General features: G+C 40.8%; 20 protein-coding genes. 11 read left to right on the top strand and 9 right to left on the bottom strand.

All coding sequences use genetic code 11. The annotated features are described in order from the left end of the window. Positions 1–448: 448 nt before the first annotated feature. The 4 genes from SB028_RS00690 to metB all read right to left on the bottom strand — a co-directional run bounded on the left by SB028_RS00690 (position 449) and on the right by metB (position 4,938). Complete coding sequence (locus SB028_RS00690) at positions 449–610, bottom strand: YtxH domain-containing protein (protein WP_139152025.1); 162 nt, start codon at positions 608–610, stop codon at positions 449–451. A gap of 78 nt (positions 611–688) precedes the next feature. Next, the gene (locus SB028_RS00685) at positions 689–1,207 is read right to left on the bottom strand and encodes a TIGR00645 family protein (protein ID WP_069366831.1); all 519 of its coding nucleotides are present in this window, start codon (positions 1,205–1,207) and stop codon (positions 689–691) included. Between the two features lie 122 nt (positions 1,208–1,329). Then, on the bottom strand, positions 1,330–3,768 hold the full coding sequence (locus tag SB028_RS00680; RefSeq protein ID WP_069366832.1) for a bifunctional aspartate kinase/homoserine dehydrogenase II: 2,439 nt from the start codon (positions 3,766–3,768) through the stop codon (positions 1,330–1,332). Between the two features lie 9 nt (positions 3,769–3,777). Further along, positions 3,778–4,938 carry a cystathionine gamma-synthase gene (gene metB, locus SB028_RS00675; protein WP_069366833.1) on the bottom strand — a complete coding sequence of 387 codons (1,161 nt, stop codon included), beginning with the start codon at positions 4,936–4,938 and terminating at the stop codon, positions 3,778–3,780. Positions 4,939–5,222: 284 nt separating this feature from the next. Here metB and metJ point away from each other — a divergent pair, with 284 nt between their 5' ends. Beyond that, complete coding sequence (gene metJ, locus SB028_RS00670; protein ID WP_006534139.1) at positions 5,223–5,540, top strand: met regulon transcriptional regulator MetJ; 318 nt, start codon at positions 5,223–5,225, stop codon at positions 5,538–5,540. A gap of 72 nt (positions 5,541–5,612) precedes the next feature. Here metJ and yjjJ read toward each other — a convergent pair whose 3' ends face one another. After that, on the bottom strand, positions 5,613–6,917 hold the full coding sequence (yjjJ, locus tag SB028_RS00665) for a type II toxin-antitoxin system HipA family toxin YjjJ (protein ID WP_069366834.1): 1,305 nt from the start codon (positions 6,915–6,917) through the stop codon (positions 5,613–5,615). A gap of 389 nt (positions 6,918–7,306) precedes the next feature. Next, a complete protein-coding gene (rpmE, locus tag SB028_RS00660) occupies positions 7,307–7,519 on the bottom strand; it encodes a 50S ribosomal protein L31 (protein ID WP_069366835.1) in 213 nt (70 codons plus the stop codon). A 203-nt stretch (positions 7,520–7,722) separates the two neighbouring features. Between rpmE and priA the strand changes: the two genes are divergently transcribed. From priA to rraA, 7 genes are all read left to right on the top strand, one after another. Further along, a complete protein-coding gene (gene priA / locus SB028_RS00655; protein ID WP_069366836.1) occupies positions 7,723–9,924 on the top strand; it encodes a primosomal protein N' in 2,202 nt (733 codons plus the stop codon). Between the two features lie 341 nt (positions 9,925–10,265). Further along, the gene (gene cytR / locus SB028_RS00650; protein ID WP_069366915.1) at positions 10,266–11,261 is read left to right on the top strand and encodes a DNA-binding transcriptional regulator CytR; all 996 of its coding nucleotides are present in this window, start codon (positions 10,266–10,268) and stop codon (positions 11,259–11,261) included. 70 nt (positions 11,262–11,331) lie between these two features. Further along, positions 11,332–12,123: an SPOR domain-containing protein gene (locus tag SB028_RS00645; RefSeq protein WP_069366837.1), complete on the top strand. Its 792-nt coding sequence runs from the start codon at positions 11,332–11,334 to the stop codon at positions 12,121–12,123. 113 nt (positions 12,124–12,236) lie between these two features. Further along, positions 12,237–12,767 carry an ATP-dependent protease subunit HslV gene (gene hslV / locus SB028_RS00640; RefSeq protein ID WP_023583438.1) on the top strand — a complete coding sequence of 177 codons (531 nt, stop codon included), beginning with the start codon at positions 12,237–12,239 and terminating at the stop codon, positions 12,765–12,767. Positions 12,768–12,779: 12 nt separating this feature from the next. Then, complete coding sequence (gene hslU / locus SB028_RS00635; RefSeq protein ID WP_069366838.1) at positions 12,780–14,114, top strand: HslU--HslV peptidase ATPase subunit; 1,335 nt, start codon at positions 12,780–12,782, stop codon at positions 14,112–14,114. Positions 14,115–14,211: 97 nt separating this feature from the next. Next, positions 14,212–15,129 carry a 1,4-dihydroxy-2-naphthoate polyprenyltransferase gene (locus tag SB028_RS00630; RefSeq protein ID WP_069366839.1) on the top strand — a complete coding sequence of 306 codons (918 nt, stop codon included), beginning with the start codon at positions 14,212–14,214 and terminating at the stop codon, positions 15,127–15,129. A gap of 109 nt (positions 15,130–15,238) precedes the next feature. After that, positions 15,239–15,742 carry a ribonuclease E activity regulator RraA gene (rraA, locus tag SB028_RS00625; protein WP_069366840.1) on the top strand — a complete coding sequence of 168 codons (504 nt, stop codon included), beginning with the start codon at positions 15,239–15,241 and terminating at the stop codon, positions 15,740–15,742. A gap of 92 nt (positions 15,743–15,834) precedes the next feature. On the opposite strand, the gene zapB is transcribed toward rraA, so the two are convergent. Further along, positions 15,835–16,077, bottom strand: a complete 243-nt coding sequence (gene zapB / locus SB028_RS00620) for a cell division protein ZapB (protein ID WP_036933299.1) — start codon at positions 16,075–16,077, stop codon at positions 15,835–15,837. A gap of 294 nt (positions 16,078–16,371) precedes the next feature. Between zapB and SB028_RS00615 the strand changes: the two genes are divergently transcribed. Together SB028_RS00615 and glpK are read left to right on the top strand one after the other, a co-directional pair. Beyond that, the gene (locus SB028_RS00615) at positions 16,372–17,187 is read left to right on the top strand and encodes an MIP/aquaporin family protein (protein WP_069366841.1); all 816 of its coding nucleotides are present in this window, start codon (positions 16,372–16,374) and stop codon (positions 17,185–17,187) included. A 42-nt stretch (positions 17,188–17,229) separates the two neighbouring features. Then, positions 17,230–18,762, top strand: a complete 1,533-nt coding sequence (gene glpK / locus SB028_RS00610) for a glycerol kinase GlpK (RefSeq protein ID WP_069366842.1) — start codon at positions 17,230–17,232, stop codon at positions 18,760–18,762. 127 nt (positions 18,763–18,889) lie between these two features. Here the strand turns inward: glpK and emrD are convergent, their stop codons facing one another. Continuing rightward, positions 18,890–20,074, bottom strand: a complete 1,185-nt coding sequence (gene emrD, locus SB028_RS00605) for a multidrug efflux MFS transporter EmrD (RefSeq protein WP_069366843.1) — start codon at positions 20,072–20,074, stop codon at positions 18,890–18,892. A gap of 336 nt (positions 20,075–20,410) precedes the next feature. On the opposite strand from emrD, the gene fpr reads away from it, so the two are divergent. Continuing rightward, positions 20,411–21,157, top strand: a complete 747-nt coding sequence (gene fpr / locus SB028_RS00600) for a ferredoxin--NADP(+) reductase (RefSeq protein ID WP_069366844.1) — start codon at positions 20,411–20,413, stop codon at positions 21,155–21,157. A 65-nt stretch (positions 21,158–21,222) separates the two neighbouring features. Here the strand turns inward: fpr and SB028_RS00595 are convergent, their stop codons facing one another. Beyond that, entirely contained in the window at positions 21,223–21,654 is a 432-nt protein-coding gene (locus SB028_RS00595) for a DUF805 domain-containing protein (RefSeq protein ID WP_069366845.1), read from the bottom strand. Positions 21,655–21,671: the final 17 nt, after the last annotated feature.

Here is a 21,671-nt window from a genome sequence, read left to right as displayed (position 1 = left end):
CGGTAACAACATGCTTCTTCCTATTAGAAAAGTCATGTCCTCCCAGTTGTGTAATTAACTTTCATTTCTGATGTGACTTTATTTTGATTTTTGTGATAAGCCACACTGCTTTTTTTACTTAGCTTACTATTCATATCAGAAAATAATCGTTTTGGGGGATTTTTCTGAAATTTAATTACGGCTTTAGTCTTATAAGAATGGCTAATATTCATGCTTTTCTAGCTCAATTCTGTCAAGAATAAGGACATTTTTTTGTTTCTTATCGTCTAAGAAGCGTTTTTTACTAGAAAGGGGGAAATAAGTGAAAATTTATCTGGCAGAAAATTTAGATAAATTTTTTTAATATTGATAAATTGTCTGGTATTTTTTCTCTAATTTCACTATATCAATACCCCTTAAATAGAAAAGGCGCTGACTATGCAGCGCCTTGTGTTAACAAATAGCATATTCATTTTTTCAATGAATCAATCTTTTTTTCTACGTTTTCTTTAAGATCAGATGCACCATGTTTTATATCGTGGGCAACTTCAGATAATTTTTCTTCTGTCCGATGCTTCACCTCCGTCGTTTTATCTTTTAGCTGATCAACATGTTTTTCAATTTTTGACATTAATCGCTCCTTTGTGACTAGAGATGATTTAAGTATAGCCAAGGTTAAAAATAACGACGTGTCGTAGCTCTCATTTTATCACCCTTGATTGCTTTTATTTGCTCGCTTACTTCGTTTAGAGATTTTCTCTAAATACCCCATCACAAAAGCAGAAAAAACAAACGTCAGATGTAGCACCACATACCATAATAACTTGTTATCGGGGATATTTTTTAAGTCCATAAATACCCCTAACAAATGAATAGAAGAGATAGCAACAATAGAAGCAGCCACTTTATTTTTCAGCGATTCTGCATCCATGTTACCTAACCAAGAGAGTTTATCCTTTGCCCCTTCGATTTCCATATTGGTAATAAAATTCTCATAACCTGAGAAAATGACCATTATCAATAACCCCCCCACTAATGCCAAATCAATTAGCGATAATAAACGTAAAACTAAATCAGCTTCAGATAAGGCAAATATATTGGGTAAGATCTCGTACATTGACTGAAAAAATTTTATCGTTAATGCCAATAATCCCAGAGATAAGCCAATATAGACAGGTGCAAATAACCAACGAGAGCGATACATCCATTTTTCTACAATTCTATTCATAATTCCTCTCTATCTACACAATTAATCATCATCTTTTTCAGTATAGAAGAGAAAAAAATACACAGAAAACTATCAGTAATAAAAAAATCACTGATAGTTTTGATTAAAAAGAAAATAGTCTTTTACAATAGTTGAGAAAGGCGATTGAGATCTGACTGAATAGCCCCCGCAGTCACATCACGCCCAGCACCAGGACCTCTAATGACTAATGGGTTATCACGATACCAACGGCTTTCAATCGCAAATAGGTTATCCCCCGGTAATAGTGAAGCGAGAGGATGATCTTTTCTCACTGCTTCAACACCGACTTTTGCTTTACCATTAGCATCAAAACGGGCGATATAACGTAATACCATATCCATTTCATTTGCTGCGGCTAATCGTTGTTCCATTTGTTCATTGATCAATGCACTGTTATCAAAGAACGCTTCTAGTGAACCCGTTTCAGCTTGTACCGGAACTAAAGATTCCACCCGTACTTGCTCTGGTTCGATGTCATAACCGGCTTCACGAGCCAGAATAACCAGTTTACGCATTACATCTTGCCCTGATAAATCAATTCGAGGATCAGGCTCTGTTAACCCTTGTTGCCAAGCTTGTTCCACCAAATCACTGAAAGGGACTGTGCCATCAAATTGCAAAAATAACCACGAAAGCGTACCAGAGAAAATACCGCTAATGGATAAAATAGTGTCTCCACTTTCTCGTAGATCGCGCACCGTATGATTAATGGGTAAACCCGCACCCACAGTGGCGTTATATAACCAATGGCGGCCTGTTTTGGAAAAAGCATCTCGTGTTGCACGATAACGTACACTTGATGCCGAGCCAGCAATTTTATTTGCACTGATAACATGAAAACCGTAGCTAGCAAAATCTTCATAAGAAGCAGCAAGGGACTCATTGGCAGTAATATCAACAACGACTAAATCATCATAAGGATGCGCTCTCATCCAAAGATAAAGCGACTCTTCATTATGCTCTGTGGCTTCCTCATCAAAGAAAGCCAATGCACGACTTGGATTAATACCTTGATAATCAAGTAAACTACGACGGCTATCAACAACGCCCGCAAGAATAAATTCAAAATCACTACGTGCTGATAAAGGCTCTTGTTCTCGAGCAAACAATTCTAACCAACGTGAACCTATATTCCCTTTACCAAACAGCACTAAGCCAATTTGTTTTTCAGCTCTAAATAATGTTTGATGCAAACCTTGCAGTAAGTGTTCAGTATAATTACGTAATACGGCAACTAAGCTGATGTTATCTTCAGCATGCCAAATAAATTCAACCGGTTGATCTTTAAGTTGCTGATAAAAACGATGACAATGCAACGGATTTTTACAGACACCCGCACCCACTAAAGCCACTAATGAGAAGCCTTCTCGTAAATGTAATTTACCCGGTAAAACAGCATCTTGTAATACATCTAATGCGCTGTTAGCAACTTCACTGGTATAGCAAAGTTGTAAAAGTTGGCTGTCTTTATCCACACCCGTTGCTAAAGGACGAATTTGTGCACGTTTAAGCCGTTCATCAACCTCTTTCACCACTTGTTCGAAATTTTGGTGAGATGAAAGTTGGAGTTCAATTAGACAAACATCATCATGGCTCGTCACGATTTTAGCGCCTGTTCCTGACGCCAAAACACGTTCTATACGCGTTGAACCTTGTTCTGGTTGATAACTACAACGAAGTTGTAAATCAATATTACTGCCTGAAACGGGTTGAAGTGTACGCGTATGTAAAACAGGGGCTGCTAATCGAGCCAATTCACTCGCTTCATCTAAACGCAACAAGGGTAATAAACAAGCATCTTTTACTTTGCGAGGATCTGCGCTATAAACCCCCGCAACATCACTCCAAATGGTGACTCTACCGACATTAGCTAAAGCACCCACTTGTGTTGCAGAGTAGTCACTACCGTTACGACCTAATAAGACCGTTTCCCCTTGTTGATTACGACTAATAAACCCCGTTACAACAAAACGACGCTCAGGATGTTTAGCTAATAATGATTGAAGTAATGGGCGAGATAAAGTGTCGTTGACTTGTGGTTGAGCCGCTCTTTCAGCACATAAAAATTCACGCGCATCTAACCACACGCTAGGTAAGCCTTGCTCTGTCAGCAAATTCGCCATTAATCTTGCAGACCAAATTTCACCGTGGCCGACAACTTCTGCATAAGTTGCGTCTGTAATCGGTTTATCCAACAAATAACTTAAACGTTCAAGATCCGCAATAAAGGCTTGAGAAAGTAATTCTGCATTCTCTTTTGAAAGTAACCCTTCAATTAAGGATAACTGGTAACGGCGCAAAGTTTGCTGAACTTGATGGGCAGAAATACGATCACTTTGGCTCAGTTTCAGCCAGCTAATCAACTGATTCGTCGTCGAACCCGCCGCAGAAACCACCATTAAGTCATTAGGTTGGCTATAGTTCGTCATGATATTCACGACACGTTGATAACATTTTATGTCCGCAAGACTGCTACCACCGAATTTATGTAACTGACGGCAAATCGGCTCCGCCTGTTGTTTAATCGCCACTACGCTCATGATCCATGGTTACCTTTTAGTTGCTGCATCAAACGCACTTTGCAAATCGTTGATTAAATCCTGACTATCTTCAATACCCACTGAGATGCGAAGTAATGAGGGGCTGATCCCTGCTATTCTTTTCGCTTCTTCTGACATACCTGCATGTGTCATGGTGGCAGGGTGACAAATTAATGTCTCTACCCCACCTAAAGATTCTGCCAGTGTAAAGAGTGTTAATTGAGATAAAAAGAGTTTAATCACATCCAGCCCTCCTTTTAACTCAAAACTTAACATCGCACCAAAACCTTGTTGCTGTTTTTTTGCTATTTGATGGCCAGCATGATTTTCCAGTGCGGGGTAATACATTTTTTCGACTAATGGCTGAGCTTGTAAAAACGCCACTAGTGCCTGTGCATTTTCTTGCTGAAGTCGAATTCGAGGCACTAATGTTCTTATACCTCGTAATAATAAATAGCTATCAAATGCACCCGATGTGACACCAATATTATTCGCCCACCAGCTTAGCTCCTCAAGCTGTTTCTGACACTGACAGATAACAACACCTGCAACAATATCTGAGTGTCCATTGAGATATTTTGTACATGAGTGAACAACAATATCAGCGCCTAATGCTAACGGTTTTTGCAAAACAGGGCTCATAAACGTGTTATCAGCAACCACTAAAGCACCTTGTTGATGAGCAAGTTTACTGATCTTTTGAATATCCGTTATTCTTAAAAGAGGATTACTTGGTGTTTCGATAAAAACAAGTTTAGGCTGATGTGCTAAAGCCCGTTTAAGTGCAATATCATCATTTTGATCAACAAAAATCACACGGTAAGCACCACGCGCTTGTTGGCTATTAAAAAGGCGATAACTTCCCCCATAGCAATCATGAGGTGCCACAATCACATCACCAGGTTTTAGAAAAACGGTACAAATTAAATGAATTGCTGACATTCCACTGCTAGTGACAACCGCGCCCACTCCACCTTCTAGCTCAGCTAATGTTTTTTGTACCATATCGCGTGTTGGATTACCTCGACGAGAATAATCATGATCACGAGGCTGATTAAATTCTAAAAAATTATAGGTACTAGAAAGATAGATAGGCGGTACAACACAACCAAATTGTGTGTCTTCATTCAGCCCATTATGGATAGCCATTGTTGCTGTTTTCTTCGTCATACAGGCACCTTGTCACAGCGATAAGTGGAAAAGTCGATAACAGCATATCTAATTAGACACCAAGACGTCAACACATCTAGACATCTATACTCCTTTACGGATAGATTAAGTAATGGAATAATACATAAATTGAAAATATCGCCAGTAACCGTTACTTTTCCTCTCACCTTCAGCCAGAAGAGTCGGTGGTTTTAGAAAAGTCATGATAAACTGGTATTGCCCATCAGAATGTGGGTTAACCCCCTCTTCTGACTTCAACTAAATGATATTAATTAAGGTAATCCATGGCTGAATGGAACGGTGAATATATCAGTCCTTACGCTGAGCATGGCAAAAAGAGTGAGCAAGTTAAAAAAATTACAGTTTCAATTCCATTGAAAGTGCTAAAAATTTTGACTGATGAACGCACTCGCCGTCAGGTTAATAACCTAAAACATGCAACCAATAGTGAATTATTGTGTGAAGCATTTTTGCACGCATTTACCGGACAGCCTCTCCCCAATGATGAAGACTTACGTAAAGAACGTAACGATGAAATCCCTGAAGAGGCAAAAGAAATAATGCGCCAGCGCGGGGTTGATCCCGATACTTGGGAATATTGATCAGAAATTATTTTTGATAGCAAAAATATAACCAGAAGCCCAAAACCAACACTTTGGGCTTCAATTTGTGCATTACGCTAGACGAGAGATACGCGAACTCGCTTCATCCAGATGATTGCGTAACGCGTTAAGGCAGGGAGAAAAATTGTTAGAAAGAGCATGACAATAAGTAAGCAAAGTATAAAACTGCTCTGCGAGTGCTAAACTCTCCCGCCAAATTTCACTGCTGATCCCATCAAGTAATGTCGCCGGTCGCAGTGTGTTGACTATTTCTCCTCCTACTTTAGGCGCAAATCCCATTGGTAGAATATCGTAAGCAGGCGCAAGCGCATATGGTCGGCCATGGCGACTAATAAACGATAAATTGCCATGGTGCATATCAGTATTTCCAATCAACATACCAAATGCCCAACGTCGCATTGTACTTACCGAGGCATCAGTCTGAACCTGTTTTTGCTCAATTAACGCATCAACTAACACAGGCCATGGCTCTCTTGCTCGCCCGACAAACTGCGCCTCTAATGCTTGTAAAGAAAAAAGTCCGACACGACCTAGAGCACCTACACGGTCAAAACGCGGTATTTCAAGAAAACGTTGCCCTTTAAAATCAAAAATTTCTGTTTCAACGCCTAGCACCTTTAAGGCAAGATGCTCAGCTTGAAGGAGATCACGCCAACGCTCGCTGATAGCATTATTGTCAGAAGCCGTAAATTTAACGATGACATGGCCTCTATCGGTATAGGTACAAAATTTGGGTTGTTCGCCACCTGCGGATGAGCCAGGAGCTTCCCCTGAACTAACCGCTCGAGCTAATGTTGGGTAAGTCGTTGAACGAGCAACCGCAGCAGGCATCGGCATCGTCAAAAAATGTTTTTTTGCCTGTTCCCCTATTAACAAATTTCCCACTGCATCATGACCGTGAGCAATTAAAGCTCTGATAATATCTGTGTCAGACCAACTGTCTGGATTATGTGGTAAACCCAACTCAGCGGAATAAGTCGCAGCATAAGCACGTCCAAGATACCCTTGTGGACGCATATCAAATAACCACCACGGCAATCCTTCGCTATACCGATTGACATTATCAACCTGCTCCATAACAAAACCGGCTGGATAAACTGGTGTCAATTTACCCAACAACTTAATTTTACCTTCTTCACTTATGCGATAAATAGGTACAGAGTTGAAGCCACGCGAACCATCACGTAAAGCATATTGAATAGAACGACCCGAGCCAATTTGAACAATATCATTAGACAACATTTTTAATGCCCTAGACAGGGTTGGCTGACTAATATTCATAATATTAGTTAGTTGCCTTGCTGGCTCAGGTCCATTACGTAGTATTTTTCGTATGACTTCTGCTCGTTGTGTCATGATATTAGCTACTTATAAATAGGTTAATGAATAGATAAGTGAATAGGATTATGAATAGATAATTTATCAGCTGTGATCTGTCTTGTCACTATTAAAAGCGCGAGTATTGGCTACGATATTACATAAAAACGCATACAAAAGAGCGCTATCGCTTTGAGGTATATGCGATATGCTATTTTATCATTGGGAGAGCACGCTAGGTAATGAATAGAGATAGAGGAAAGCTTACTACCAATAAAAAATCAAGCGGTTAAAGTATGATACAAAGTGACCATAATTTGGACGATAAAGAATAACAAAAAGCCCAAAGCAAAAACTTTGGGCTTTTTTCAATTCCGAACTGTCTACAAGATGCCAGACTTGGCTGACATCTTGTGACAACAAATAGCTTATTTGCTGCCTGGAATTTTGAAGCGTTTGTTGAACAGATCAACACGACCACCAGTTGCAACATCACGTTGTTTACCAGTATAGAATGGGTGGCATTTGTCACAAACGTCCAGATTCAGGTTATGACCTGCAGTGGATTTGATTTTCATAACGTTACCGCAAGAACAAGATGCAGTAATTTCTTCGTATTTAGGATGGATATCTTTTTGCATGGAAAACCTCTACTAAGGCCGTGTCGCCATTCAGCCCACAGCCGAACACCACACGTCGTGTTGATTGAAATTAAGTGTTTGGTAATTTATCTACCAAAGGGGGCGGATCATACAGAATATCCGCGAAACGCGCAATGAAATCTGCACACTTTTTGTGATATTCTTAAGATCATCTTTTCGCTAAAACTCTCGGAAACCCTGATATGACCATAGTTCAGGTAATTTTACCTGTACCACTATTCTCCTCTTTTGATTATCTGTTGCCAGAAGGAATTGACGCGCCTGTTATTGGTAGTCGAGTGATCGTGCCTTTTGGTAATAAGCGCCGCTCTCTTGGTATTGTCAAAGGACTCAGTACACACAGTGAGTTTCCTATCGAAAAGCTAAAGCCTATTGATGAGATCCTTGATAACGAAACACTCTTTCCTGGTGTTTTATGGGATATGTTAAATTGGGCATCGGCTTACTATCACTATCCTTTAGGGGAAGTGCTATTTCATGCCATGCCGATTTTATTACGACAAGGGAAACCCGCAGAGTTCACGCCATTATGGCAATGGTATGCCACTGAAGAGGGGATGGATCTCGATCTCAATAGTTTAAAAGGCGCGAAAAAACAGCAACAAGCATTAGCGGCACTTCGCCGAACACCTTTATATCGCCATCAACTTGATGAATTTGAGATCACGACAGCAACACTCAATAACTTAAAAAAGAAAGCGTTTGTAGATCTCCGCCCTATTCAACCTGCTCCTATACACTGGCATAAAGATCTTGTGGTTCAAGGTGAACGCTTTAAATTAAATACCGAACAAGCGATTGCAGTAGGTGCAATTAGCGCGCAGGCTGATCAATTCTCACCTTGGTTATTATTAGGTATTACAGGATCAGGAAAAACGGAAGTTTATTTAAGTGTATTAGAAAAAATTCTCGCACAAGGTAAACAAGCACTGGTACTGGTGCCTGAAATTGGCTTAACACCTCAAACAATTCGCCGTTTTAAAGCGCGCTTTAATGCCCCAGTGGATGTACTTCATTCAGGCTTAAATGATACTGAACGTTTAGCCGTTTGGTTACGTGCAAAGCGAGGTGATAATGCCATTATTATCGGTACTCGATCGGCACTTCTTACTCCGTTTCAACACCTTGGCATTATTATTATCGATGAAGAGCATGATGGCTCTTATAAACAACAAGATGGTTGGCGTTACCATGCCCGTGATCTCGCCGTTTTTCGTGCAAAGCAAGAAAATATTCCTATCGTGATGGGAACCGCAACCCCATCAATTGAAACCAGTTTTAATGTTGAACAAAAAAAGTATCAACAACTCACTCTGACTCAACGAGCAGGTGATGCAAAACCCGCAACAGAGCATTTAATTGATTTAAAAGGACAATCATTGACAACAGGGCTGTCTCCCATTCTGATTAAAGCGATAAAAGAGCACCTTAATGCGGGTAATCAGGTCATGCTCTTTTTAAATCGCCGAGGGTTTTCACCTGCATTGTTATGTCATGAATGTGGCTGGATAGCAGAATGCCCTCGCTGTGATCACTATTATACGATCCATCAAAAACAGGGCATGTTACGTTGCCATCAATGTGATAGTCAGCGACGAATTCCAGCACAATGCCCACAATGTGGCTCAACCAATTTAATACCTGTGGGATTAGGCACTGAGCAACTTGAACAAGGTATTGGTGAATTATTTCCTGACACACCAGTGACACGAATTGATAAAGATACAACAAGTCGCAAAGGCGCTTTAGAGCAACAACTGGAAGATATTTATCAAGGTGGCTCACGTATCCTTATCGGTACGCAGATGTTAGCCAAAGGGCATCACTTTCCTGATGTTACCTTAGTGGCTTTACTTGATGTTGATGGCGCTCTGTTTTCTAGTGATTTTCGTGCTGCCGAACGTTTTGCGCAGCTTTATATACAAGTATCGGGTCGAGCGGGTCGTGCGGGTAAACAAGGCGCAGTGTATCTACAAACTCACCAACCTGATCACCCTCTATTGCTGACATTATTAGAGAAAGGCTATGACGCTTTCACTAAGGAAGCTTTACAAGAGCGACAAGCAACTTTTTTACCCCCTTATTCTAGCCATATTATGATCCGCTCTGAAGATCACAATAATCAGCGTGCACCTCAGTTCTTACGACAGCTAAAACAGTTCTTTGAACAACATCCAATGCGAGATGCTAATTTATGGGTAATGGGGCCCGTTCCTGCTATTCAAGCTAAACGCGGTGGAAATTATCGTTGGCAATTATTGCTCCAGCATCCTTCACGAGGGTATTTACAAAAATTAATGTCGATCACTTATCCTCAGATTGTCGCCTTACCCGAGAGTAAAAAAGTGAAATGGAATATTGATGTTGACCCAACTGATTGCTAAGGATCTTGTTTACTGAAAGTGAATATATTTTAGACAGTCTTATCGTGAGGATACCATTTCGTTCCAATACTCGTTACAACCCAAGACTATTTATCAAATTTGCGAACTACCTCATAAAAACGATTGGTATCACACTTTTTATGCAAACTAGGTAACAGTATCTATTTAAAAAGTGGGTAGAATAACAATTTAGAATATTTCTTGAATTAAAAACCGTCGATAAAATCCTTTTTTGAATATTGGCGGTTTTTTTGCAATAAAAAAGCAATCGTTTAACTAAACCATCCAAAAGGGAGGTATGGGGTTTGCAACAGAATAATAAAGATAATACGCAAGCAACAATGAAAGATGTTGCTCTTGCAGCCGGCGTGTCTACCGCAACGGTATCACGTACTTTAATGAATCCGGAAAAAGTATCCTCACAAACCCGTCAGAAAGTTGAACAGGCTGTTCTTGATGTGGGCTATTACCCACATAACCTGTCAAAAAACCTTAAACGTAACGAGTCAAAAACGATCCTTGTGATCGTACCTAACATCAGCGATCCCTTTTTTACTGATGTTGTGTGTGGTATCGAAGAAACCGCAGCACAACATGGTTATCTCGTGTTAATTGGTGATTGTAAACATCAACAAAAACATGAAAATGCCTTTATTAATCTTATTATCACTAAACAAATTGACGGCATGTTACTGCTTGGTTCACATATTCCTTTTGATGTTTCCAAAGAAGAGCAAAGAAACCTGCCACCAATGATCATGGCAAATGAATTTGCACCTGAACTCGAACTCCCCACTGTCCATATTGATAATCTGACCGCGTCTTTTAGAGCAACGCACTATTTGCAGCAAATGGGACATAAACGCATTGCGTGTATTACAGGTCCAGAAGATATGCCTTTATGTCGTTATCGTTTACAAGGCTATATTCAAGCTATGCGTAGAACAGGTGTCCCTTTGCGTGAAGATTATATTATTCGTGGTGATTTTACCCATGAAAGCGGTGCAGAAAGTCTGAAAAAGCTGATTTCTTTACCGGAGCCACCCACGGCTGTGTTCTGTCATAGTGATATTATGGCAATTGGTGTGATGTGGCAGGCAAAAAAATTAGGGTTAGAGCTTCCTAAAGATCTCTCGGTGATTGGTTTTGATAATCTTGATATCACACGTTATAGCGAACCTGCACTGACAACAATGGAACAACCTCGTTATCAAATTGGTCGTGAATCTATGTTGTTACTACTCGACCAACTACAAGGTAGACCTGTTGCCCCCGGCTCTCGCTTATTAGATTGTGAGTTAATTATAAGAGACAGTGTATGTCGGCTTAAAAGCTAGGCAAAACACACTATGTTAAGTAACATATCGATTGTGATACCTATTCCTTTAATTATCAGCGAATCGAACTGTGGCACAACGAGACTATGTGGGACGAGGGCAGACATCTGCTCGTCGTAAAAAGACAACGAAAAGTAAGAGCAAAAAGGCTGCTAAAGGGTTGCCTTTAACGACGCTTATCGCGGCAATCGCTATTGTGGCGCTGTTTATCGGCGGCCTCTATTTTATTACACATAATAAAAAAGAAGCCGTAGAAACAACGCCAACCGTCACTGGGCAACATCCAGCGAATACCCTACCGCCAAAACCGCAAGAGCGTTGGCAATATATTAAAGAACTGGAAAATCGTCAGGTAGGTACACCTTTACTGCCTGAATATCCTTCATCGGGTAGCCAGATTAATCCGAAAGCAACACTTTCGCCTGAGCAGTTACGTTTCTTACAACAAATAGAAGCGGATAAGCGCCAACCCGCCGTACAACTGCCAGAAGTGCCTTATAATGGTGAAGTACCGCGCTCACAAGTGGTGATAACCCCACCTGCAACAACAACGCCTTCTGTTACACAACAGCCCGTACAAACTCAACAACCGCCAGCACCTGCGATTGTTACACCGCCTAAATCAGCGGTTACTGAAGCACGCTTTTTAGTGCAATGCGGCTCATTTAAGAATACTGAACAAGCTGAATCAGTGAGAGCAACGCTGGCTTTTTCGGGGGTTGAAAGTCGAGTAACGAAAGGCAATGATGGTTGGATACGCGTCTTATCAGGCCCTTACAGTAAAGAACAAGCCAACTCCGTGAGTAGACAAGCCGCTGGCGCTGGCGTATCAGGTTGTATTCTTCGCGCTTCTGGGGGTTGAAAAATAAATTTTCTCCCCCACCTATAATTCTAATTCACACAACGGGCAGTGCTTTATCTTAAATAAAGGCACTCCCCGTCTCATTTTTTATTGATTAAACCAGGGGCTGACTCATGACTACAATCGTAAGTGTTCGCCGTAAGGGCCAAGTTGTAATCGGTGGTGATGGACAGGCGACGATGGGTAATACCGTCATGAAAGGCAATGTTCGCAAAGTACGCCGTCTTTATAACGACAAAGTCATTGCGGGATTTGCCGGCGGCACTGCTGATGCTTTTACTCTTTTTGAACTGTTTGAGCGCAAACTAGAACTTCACCAAGGGCATTTAACTAAAGCTGCGGTAGAACTTGCTAAAGATTGGCGCACAGACAGAATGCTACGCAAATTAGAAGCGTTACTTGCTGTTGCAGATGAAAATACATCTCTTATCATCACGGGTAATGGTGATGTGGTTCAACCAGAAAACGATTTAATTGCTATCGGTTCTGGTGGCCCTTATGCACAAGCAGCAGCTAGAGCTATGCTGGAAAATACTGAGCTTTCTGCACGAGAAATTGCTGAAAAAGCACTTAATATCGCTGGAGATATCTGTATTTACACTAACCATAATGTTAACTTTGAAGAACTCTCTTCAAAAGAGTAAGGATTAGAGAGCATGTCTGAAATGACTCCTCGCGAAATTGCCAGCGAACTTGATAGATTTATTATTGGTCAAGATAAAGCGAAACGTGCTGTGGCGATTGCCCTACGTAACCGCTGGCGTCGTATGCAGCTTGATGAAGCGCTGCGTCATGAAGTAACACCTAAAAATATTCTGATGATTGGACCTACTGGTGTAGGTAAAACTGAAATTGCACGCCGTTTAGCTAAATTGGCTAATGCACCTTTCATCAAAGTTGAAGCAACTAAATTCACCGAAGTGGGTTATGTGGGTAAAGAAGTCGATTCGATTATTCGTGACTTAACCGACTCCGCGGTCAAGATGGTACGTAGCCAAGCTATCGATAAAAATCGTTTCCGTGCAGAGGAAATGGCTGAAGAACGTATCCTTGATGTACTTATTCCACCAGCAAAAAATAACTGGGGCGTAACAGAACAAGCATCAGAACCTTCCGCAGCACGTCAATCTTTCCGTAAAAAATTACGTGAAGGCCAGTTAGACGATAAAGAGATTGAAATTGAGTTATCTGCAACACCAATGGGTGTTGAAATTATGGCTCCTCCAGGAATGGAAGAGATGACGAATCAATTACAATCTATGTTCCAAAATTTAGCGGGTCAGAAGCAAAAAGCGCGCAAGATGAAAATCAAAGATGCGTTTAAGCTTATTGTTGAAGAAGAAGCCGCTAAATTAGTTAACCCTGAAGAGCTTAAACAGCAAGCGATTGATGCGGTAGAACAACATGGTATCGTCTTTATTGATGAAGTCGATAAAATTTGTAAACGTGGTGGACAAAGTTCTGGCCCTGACGTTTCTCGTGAAGGCGTACAGCGTGACCTTTTACCTCTAGTTGAAGGTTGTACAGTTTCAACAAAACACGGTATGGTAAAAACAGACCATATTCTGTTTATTGCATCAGGTGCATTCCAAGTCTCAAGTCCTTCTGATTTAATTCCTGAATTACAAGGACGTCTGCCAATTCGCGTTGAACTTCAAGCGCTGACAGCAGAAGATTTTGAGCGTATTCTAACTGAACCTAACGCATCGTTAACAAAACAGTATGAAGCATTAATGGCAACCGAAGGTGTGTCAATTAGCTTCACTGAAGACGGTATTCGCAAAATTGCTGAATCAGCATGGCGCGTAAACGAAACCACTGAAAATATCGGTGCTCGTCGTTTGCATACTGTTTTAGAACGTTTGATGGAAGAAATTTCCTACGATGCCAGTGAACGTCAAGGTCAATCAATATTGATTGATGCAGAATATGTGAAACAGCATCTGGATGAGCTTGTAGCAGATGAAGATCTGAGTCGATTTATTTTATAATCAACTTGTGCGATCCTTATCAGCAATATTTACGTGGGAGGCTTGCCTCCCATTCTTATTTTTATAATAACAACGAACATGAGTATCGAATTTCAGCATGAGCTCTCTAAATTCCACTAGCCGGACTCAAGCCTGGCTTGAAAGTTTACGACCCAAAACACTACCTTTAGGGTTAATTGCCATTGTGACTGGTTCCGCATTAGCATATTGGATGGGTCATTTTGAGCTGCCTATTGCACTGCTTGCTATATTGACGGCGGGAACATTACAGATCTTATCAAACCTTGCCAATGACTATGGTGATGCCGTAAAAGGAACCGATACTGAAGAACGTTTAGGGCCACTTCGTGGAATGCAAAAAGGCGTAATAACAGCGGCTCAAATGAAAAAAGCGCTGATCCTAAATGTTATTATCTCCTGTATCTGTGGTATTGCCCTGATTATTGTCGCCTGTAAAAAGCCAGAAGACGCTATTGGCTTCTTAGTGATGGGGTTACTCGCTATTGTTGCTGCGATCACTTATACCGTAGGTAAGCGCCCTTATGGCTATATGGGACTAGGTGATATCTCTGTTTTAATTTTCTTTGGCTGGTTAAGTGTCATCGGGACTTATTATTTACAATCCAACACCTTTGATGTTGTTACTCTACTTCCTGCCACCGCCTGTGGTTTACTTTCTGTCGCTGTTCTAAACATTAATAATATGCGCGATTTAGAAAGTGACATTCAGGCAGGTAAAAACACATTAGCTGTTCGCTTAGGTCCTGCTGGTTCACGTACTTACCATACGTGTGTTATTTTTCTCTCTCTTGCCTGCTTGATTATCTTCACTCTACTTTATATGCACCGCTGGACAGCGTGGTTATTTTTACTCGCTACCCCTATGCTTTTACTGCATATCAAACGAGTAAATGCCGATCACTCCGGTGAAGCAATGCGTCCTCTACTCGAACACATGGTAAAAGCAGCACTGTTAACTAACGTACTTTTCTCTTTGGGTTTAATTTTAGAATAATTTCACTCTATTGTTGATTTGACTCACTGAATTTTCAGTGAGTCTTTTGCCAACTGCCCCTGTTAAGGGATATACTGGACTTTCCTGTGGCAACCTGACGTAATCTCCTATGAAATATGATACTTCTGAACTCTGTGATATCTATCAAGAAGATATCAATGTCGTAGAACCGCTTTTCTCAAACTTTGGTGGTCAAAGTGCTTTTAATGGGCAAATCATCACCGTTAAATGTTTTGAAGATAATGGCCTGCTTTATGACTTACTCGAGGAAAATGGTAAAGGCCGTATTCTTTTGGTCGATGGCGGTGGCTCTGTACGTAAAGCCTTAGTTGATGCTGAGCTAGCGCAACTTGCTGTTTCTAATGAATGGGAAGGCATTGTCGTTTACGGTGCAGTACGTCAAGTTGATGCATTATCAGAGCTTGATATAGGTATTCAAGCAATGGCAGCTATCCCTGCGGGTTGCCAAAGTGAAGGCATTGGTGAAAGTGATATCCGTGTTAACTTCGGTGGGGTTACCTTCTTCTCTGGTGATTATCTTTATGCTGATAATACAGGGATTATTTTATCTGAAGAGCCCTTAGGCTTAGATGAAGATTTACTTGAAGAGTAATTGCGACTTTTTATCTGTATTCTGATGATTTCAATATTCAAAAGCCACCTAACGGTGGCTTTTGTTTTTAAGTTTTAAGCAAACAAAGACAATTATTGCACGTCTTCCATTTTGCCTAACAGTGCACGTAAACGCTCTTGCCAGCTTGATTGCTCTTGTTTCAATTCTTCATTTTCACGAACAAGCGCTTCGCGCGATCCTTTCGCTTCTTGAACTTCTTGGTTCAGCGCATCATTTTTTTCTTTTAGCTCTTCGATTTCCATCTGTAATAACGTGATGGTATCAATTGCTTGTTGTACTTTTGATTCTAACTTCTCGAAAACTTCAAATGACATACTGTAATCCCCCATATAATCGATACTTCCGATTGTAAGTAGCCTATCAACAACTGTCTAGCATCTTCCGAGGAATTACATTCTTTTTTCAATTTATCAAAAACACTGGTCAGATCACATTACAAATGTCGATCAAGTCACTAATTAAGAGCGTTTTCACTCATTTTCTTGATGAGACACACAAATTTCAATTTCGCTTATTCTCGTTTACGCTCATTAACGATAAATTCACAGTTATCTTTTCAATTCGAAAAGAATACTAACAATAAATAACCCTCTTTCAGGATAGAATATATGAGCCAGACGAAAACCTCTCTTATGGGTCAATGCATTTCTGAATTTATCGGAACTGCGTTGCTAGTCTTCTTTGGTCTTGGTTGTGTTGCTGCGGTACGTATTGCAGGCGCAGAGCTTGGGCTGTGGGAGATAAGTATTATCTGGGGGCTGGGTGTTGCCTTAGCCGTTTATCTTACCGCGGGTACCTCTGGTGCTCATTTGAACCCAGCAGTGACTGTTGCGTTTTGGTTATTTGCTTGCTTTGAACGCAGAAAAGTTATCCCTTATATTATTGCACAAATGTTAGGTGGCTTCTTTGCTGCCGCTATTGTGTACTTTATGTACTACAGTGTTTTCCTCGACTACGAACAAGTTAATGGCATTGTCAGAGGCTCACAAGAAAGTCTCTTCACTGCTGGCGTATTTTCAACTTATCCTGCGGCTCAAATTTCCGTTATACATGCCTTTTTTGTTGAAGTTATCATCGCTGTTATCTTAGTTGGCTTAATTTTAGCCTTAACGGATGATGGCAACGGTGTACCTAAAGGTCCATTAGCACCTTTACTGATTGGTATTTTAATTGCTGTTATTGGTGGTGCATTTGGCCCATTAACTGGATTCGCCTTAAACCCTGCCCGTGACTTTGGTCCAAAATTGGTTGCGTACTTTGCTGGCTGGGGTGATATTGCACTGACTGGTGGACGTGATATCCCTTATTTCTTAGTTCCAATGATTGCTCCCTTTATCGGTGGTATCTTAGGTGCATTGGCTTACCGTAAATTAATTGGCCGTCACTTACCTTGCGATACCTGCAAAATCGAAGACGATAAATAAAATTAAGAGCAATATTGTTGATTATCAGAACAGGTTACTAACATGACAACAGAGACAAATACATCGAATACCGAGAAAAAATACATTGTTGCGCTGGATCAGGGCACAACCAGCTCACGAGCTGTGGTTATTGACCACGATGCAAATATCGTCAGTATTTCACAACGAGAGTTTACCCAAATCTACCCTAAGCCAGGCTGGGTTGAACACGACCCAATGGAAATTTGGGCGACACAAAGTGCAACCTTAGTGGAAGTATTAGCAAAAGCCGATATTCCCTCCGATCACGTTGCTGGTATTGGTATCACAAACCAACGCGAAACCACTATCGTATGGGATAAAGAAACGGGTAAACCCGTTTATAACGCGATTGTATGGCAGTGTCGCCGTACTGCAGATTTCTGCACTCGCTTAAAAGATAAAGAAGGTGTTGAAGAATATATTCGTCAGAACACGGGGTTAATGGTTGACCCTTATTTCTCTGGGACAAAATTAAAATGGATCCTCGACAACGTCGAAGGTGCGCGTGAAAAAGTAGAGAAAGGCGAATTGTTATTCGGTACTGTTGATACGTGGTTAGTTTGGAAAATGACACAAGGTCGCGTTCACGTTACCGATTTCACTAACGCTTCACGTACCATGTTATTTAATATCCACTCTTTAGATTGGGATCAAAAAATCCTCGACTTGCTGGATATTCCTCGCAATATGCTCCCCAAAGTCGTGCCATCTTCGGAAATTTATGGCCAAACCAACATTGGGGGTAAAGGTGGTACACGTATTCCTATCGCAGGTATGGCGGGTGACCAACAAGCTGCACTTTATGGTCAACTTTGCGTACAAAGCGGTATGGCAAAAAATACCTATGGTACGGGTTGCTTCTTACTGATGAACACAGGTAAAGAAGCGGTTCGCTCTAATCATGGTTTGTTAACAACAATCTGCTGTGGCCCACGTGGTGAAGTTAACTATGCCCTAGAAGGTGCCGTATTCGTTGGTGGTGCTTCTATTCAATGGCTTCGTGATGAGCTAAAACTGATTGATGAAGCGACTGACTCCGAATATTTCGCAACTAAAGTTAATGATACTAATGGTGTCTATGTTGTTCCTGCATTTACGGGTTTAGGCGCACCCTATTGGGATCCGTATGCTCGTGGTGCTATTTTTGGTTTAACCCGTGGTGCTAACCGTAATCACATTATTCGTGCAACCTTAGAATCCATCGCTTATCAAACACGCGATGTGCTTGATGCCATGCAAGCCGATTCAGGTGCACGTTTACAATCACTACGTGTTGATGGTGGTGCTGTTGCCAACAACTTCTTAATGCAGTTCCAATCTGATATTTTAGGTACTCGTGTAGAACGTCCTGTTGTTCGTGAAAGTACCGCATTAGGAGCCGCATTCCTTGCAGGCCTTGCTATCGGTTTCTGGCGTGATTTAGATGAAGTGAAAAACAAAGCTGCTATCGATAAAGAATTCCGTCCTGGCATTGAAACCACTGAACGTAACTATCGCTATAACGGCTGGAAAAAAGCCGTCGCTCGCGCTCAAGAGTGGGAAGATCGCGGTTAATAATAGCAGTAAAACACAATTTGAGAGAGAAGTAGCCTAGGCTACAAAACCCAATGCCGAGATTTTTGAACTAACCCCTGTTCATGTTTATCTCGGCATTTTTTATTTCAGTTACAGTATCAATCCATTAAATCGTATGTTCTTCATGGCTAAAACGATGAGCCAAAGGAAGCCAACAAAGCATTATCGCCACTGACATAGCAAACATAATCATACCTAAACTAAATTGGTTATGTTGTGGCAGTAAAGCAGAAAACCATGTTGCCACACCGGAACCGACATTTTGTAATCCCCCTACCAGCGCACCTGCTGAACCGGCTAAATAAGGGAATGGTTCCATTGCGCCTGTCGTTGCCAATGGGAATAACATACCCGCACCAAAGAAAAACAGTGCTGCAGGTACCAATAATGTCCAGATATTAATAATATTTAACCAACCGGGGATCCACATTAAGATACCGGCAGATAAACAACAAAAAACAGAGTGCCACATCAGTTGCACAAAGGTTTTACCTTCACGACCCGCATACCAAGCCCCAAAGAATGCCGCAGGGATCGGTAAAATAAATAATATACTGATAGTAATACTATTTAATCCTAATACGCCCCCCATCAATACGCCGCTAGAGGCTTCAAAAACAGCGATACCCGATAGTGCACAAATCAGCATAATCAAAAAGGCGCTGAAGGTACTGTTTGAAAGCAATAAGTAAAACGATGACAACATTTTACGTTTTTCAACTTGTACGGGGCGTGTTTCTGGCATCCAACGATACATACAAAACAGGACACTGCTTCCTAATAATAATAAGAAGATATAACACGCATGCCAGCCAAAGAAGTGCGCAACCACACCACCAATCATTGGCGCTAATAATGGGCTAACCAAAACCCCCATATTTAACAAACTATTGGCGTAACGTAATGCCGTTCCTGTGTATAAATCACGAGGTTGAGTACGAGTCATAACACCCGCAACGCCCGTTCCCATTCCTTGTAAGGTACTTGCAATAACCAGTGTGGTTAAATTTTGTGAGAAAATCGCCACCAGCGTTGATAAGCAAAAAATCGTCATTCCAACTAAAATAACAGGACGACGCCCTACTTTGTCGGAAATAGGTCCGTAAATTAACTGTGAAAAACCATAAGAAAAAAGATAGGCACCCATGACTTGCTGTACCGCCCCCGTTGGCTCACCAAAGTAAACGGCCATATCAGCAATGACAGGAACATAAATAGTTTGGGTCATTTGACCCACAGCAACCAGTGCAATAATCAATAATAATAGATTTGCATGCTCTAACTTTCTCATTTCTTTTCTTTGCTCAAGAATTTCAGATAAATAAATTAACGGACAGACGCACACTACAGAGAATTTATAAAAATAAACTCCGCAAAATGCATGTCTTTTCAGAATGAGACTAAGTTAACAAATTTGGAGAAATTTGCGAGATAGCCAGCAATTTTTGTTTAAAGATTAATGTCAGAGAAATACACCATAGTTGTCAATATAAATGTACATATTGTGTCATTTATTGACAAAATCTTAGATTAATCACATCACCACACCATCTTGATAAATAAAAAACCGCTTCCTATTTAGAATAACTAAGCAACATAAGCATGTTTATCAAAGGAGATAATCTCTATGGCTAATTGGGTGAATGGAAAAGTGACTCAAGTTCATCACTGGACTGATGCGTTAATAAGTCTCGTCGTCAATGCTCCTATTGATAAGTTTACAGCTGGGCAATTTGCAAAATTAGCGCTAGATATTGATGGCGAACGAGTACAACGTGCTTACTCTTATGTCAATGCACCAAATGATCCTAACTTAGAATTTTATCTTGTCACTGTCCCCGAAGGAAAATTAAGTCCTAAGTTAAGCGCACTTAAAGTCGGTGATGAGGTAATGGTTACGGAGCAAGCCAGTGGCTTCTTTGTATTAGAAGAAGTTCCCACAGCAAATACACTTTGGATGCTTTCGACTGGAACGGCTATTGGACCGTTTCTCTCTATTTTGCAATTAGGAGACGATCTTGAGCGATTTGAAAATATCGTGCTTGTCCACGCTGTTCGATATGCTAATGACTTAAGCTATTTACCTTTAATGGAAAAACTCGTTCAACGTTATCAAGGCAAATTACGTATTCAAACCATTGTCAGCCGTGAAAATCATATTGGCTCATTAACAGGACGCATTCCTGCACTCATTGAAAGTGGTGCTTTAGAAAAAACAGTTGGCCTAACCATCAGCCCTGAAGAGAGCCATATTATGCTCTGTGGTAATCCTCAAATGGTCAGAGACACTCAACAACGCTTAAAAGAACAACGGGAAATGCGTAAGCACTTACGACGAAAACCCGGACATATCACCAGCGAGCAATATTGGTAATAAGGCAAAAATAAAGGTGAGCCTATTTCGCTCACCCTTATTTATTTTATGTTAATAATCATAAATTAACGCCAGCGACGGTAGTCTACTTGCTCGGTTTGTTTACCAAAATAATTTTCACCGTCATTACCAACAAATACACCGCAATCAAGCAACATAATCATCCCGATAAAAGAGGGAAGAAAACGTCCCAACGCCCATTGCCAAAATGGTTCTAAACTACTGGTATCGGCTAATCCTAACATCACGGCAAGTAACAGTAATAAAAGCCATATTCCTCTTTTATTTCTATCATGGAGCCTTTTCGTAAAAATTGCGCACAATGAATAAAGAATAAAGAAAATGAATATCCACGTCACCATAGTAGGTAATGGATAAATCATATCATTAATCATAAACAGGCCTAAAAACAGTGCAAAACAGACACCAAAACCAACCCAAAAGTCACGACGCCCAATTCGTCCTTTGAATGAAAATGCCCAATGTTGTAAAGTCATAAATTCTCAATAATTTA

The sequence above is a fragment of the Proteus vulgaris genome, assembly GCF_033708015.1.
GTDB lineage: Bacteria > Pseudomonadota > Gammaproteobacteria > Enterobacterales > Enterobacteriaceae > Proteus.
Note: the sequence above shows the minus strand (reverse complement) of the source record. Positions and strands in the feature narration are given on the sequence as shown.

Coding starts and splice junctions, on each gene's coding strand:
- SB028_RS00630 (WP_069366839.1), top strand. CDS start 14,212: ATGAGCTCTCTAAATTCCACTAGCCGGACTCAAGCCTGGCTTGAAAGT.
- SB028_RS00595 (WP_069366845.1), bottom strand. CDS start 21,654: ATGACTTTACAACATTGGGCATTTTCATTCAAAGGACGAATTGGGCGT.
- metJ (WP_006534139.1), top strand. CDS start 5,223: ATGGCTGAATGGAACGGTGAATATATCAGTCCTTACGCTGAGCATGGC.
- rpmE (WP_069366835.1), bottom strand. CDS start 7,519: ATGCAAAAAGATATCCATCCTAAATACGAAGAAATTACTGCATCTTGT.
- fpr (WP_069366844.1), top strand. CDS start 20,411: ATGGCTAATTGGGTGAATGGAAAAGTGACTCAAGTTCATCACTGGACT.
- SB028_RS00615 (WP_069366841.1), top strand. CDS start 16,372: ATGAGCCAGACGAAAACCTCTCTTATGGGTCAATGCATTTCTGAATTT.
- cytR (WP_069366915.1), top strand. CDS start 10,266: ATGAAAGATGTTGCTCTTGCAGCCGGCGTGTCTACCGCAACGGTATCA.
- SB028_RS00685 (WP_069366831.1), bottom strand. CDS start 1,207: ATGAATAGAATTGTAGAAAAATGGATGTATCGCTCTCGTTGGTTATTT.
- emrD (WP_069366843.1), bottom strand. CDS start 20,074: ATGAGAAAGTTAGAGCATGCAAATCTATTATTATTGATTATTGCACTG.
- yjjJ (WP_069366834.1), bottom strand. CDS start 6,917: ATGACACAACGAGCAGAAGTCATACGAAAAATACTACGTAATGGACCT.
- SB028_RS00690 (WP_139152025.1), bottom strand. CDS start 610: ATGTCAAAAATTGAAAAACATGTTGATCAGCTAAAAGATAAAACGACG.
- priA (WP_069366836.1), top strand. CDS start 7,723: ATGACCATAGTTCAGGTAATTTTACCTGTACCACTATTCTCCTCTTTT.
- hslV (WP_023583438.1), top strand. CDS start 12,237: ATGACTACAATCGTAAGTGTTCGCCGTAAGGGCCAAGTTGTAATCGGT.
- hslU (WP_069366838.1), top strand. CDS start 12,780: ATGTCTGAAATGACTCCTCGCGAAATTGCCAGCGAACTTGATAGATTT.
- rraA (WP_069366840.1), top strand. CDS start 15,239: ATGAAATATGATACTTCTGAACTCTGTGATATCTATCAAGAAGATATC.
- glpK (WP_069366842.1), top strand. CDS start 17,230: ATGACAACAGAGACAAATACATCGAATACCGAGAAAAAATACATTGTT.
- zapB (WP_036933299.1), bottom strand. CDS start 16,077: ATGTCATTTGAAGTTTTCGAGAAGTTAGAATCAAAAGTACAACAAGCA.
- metB (WP_069366833.1), bottom strand. CDS start 4,938: ATGACGAAGAAAACAGCAACAATGGCTATCCATAATGGGCTGAATGAA.
- SB028_RS00680 (WP_069366832.1), bottom strand. CDS start 3,768: ATGAGCGTAGTGGCGATTAAACAACAGGCGGAGCCGATTTGCCGTCAG.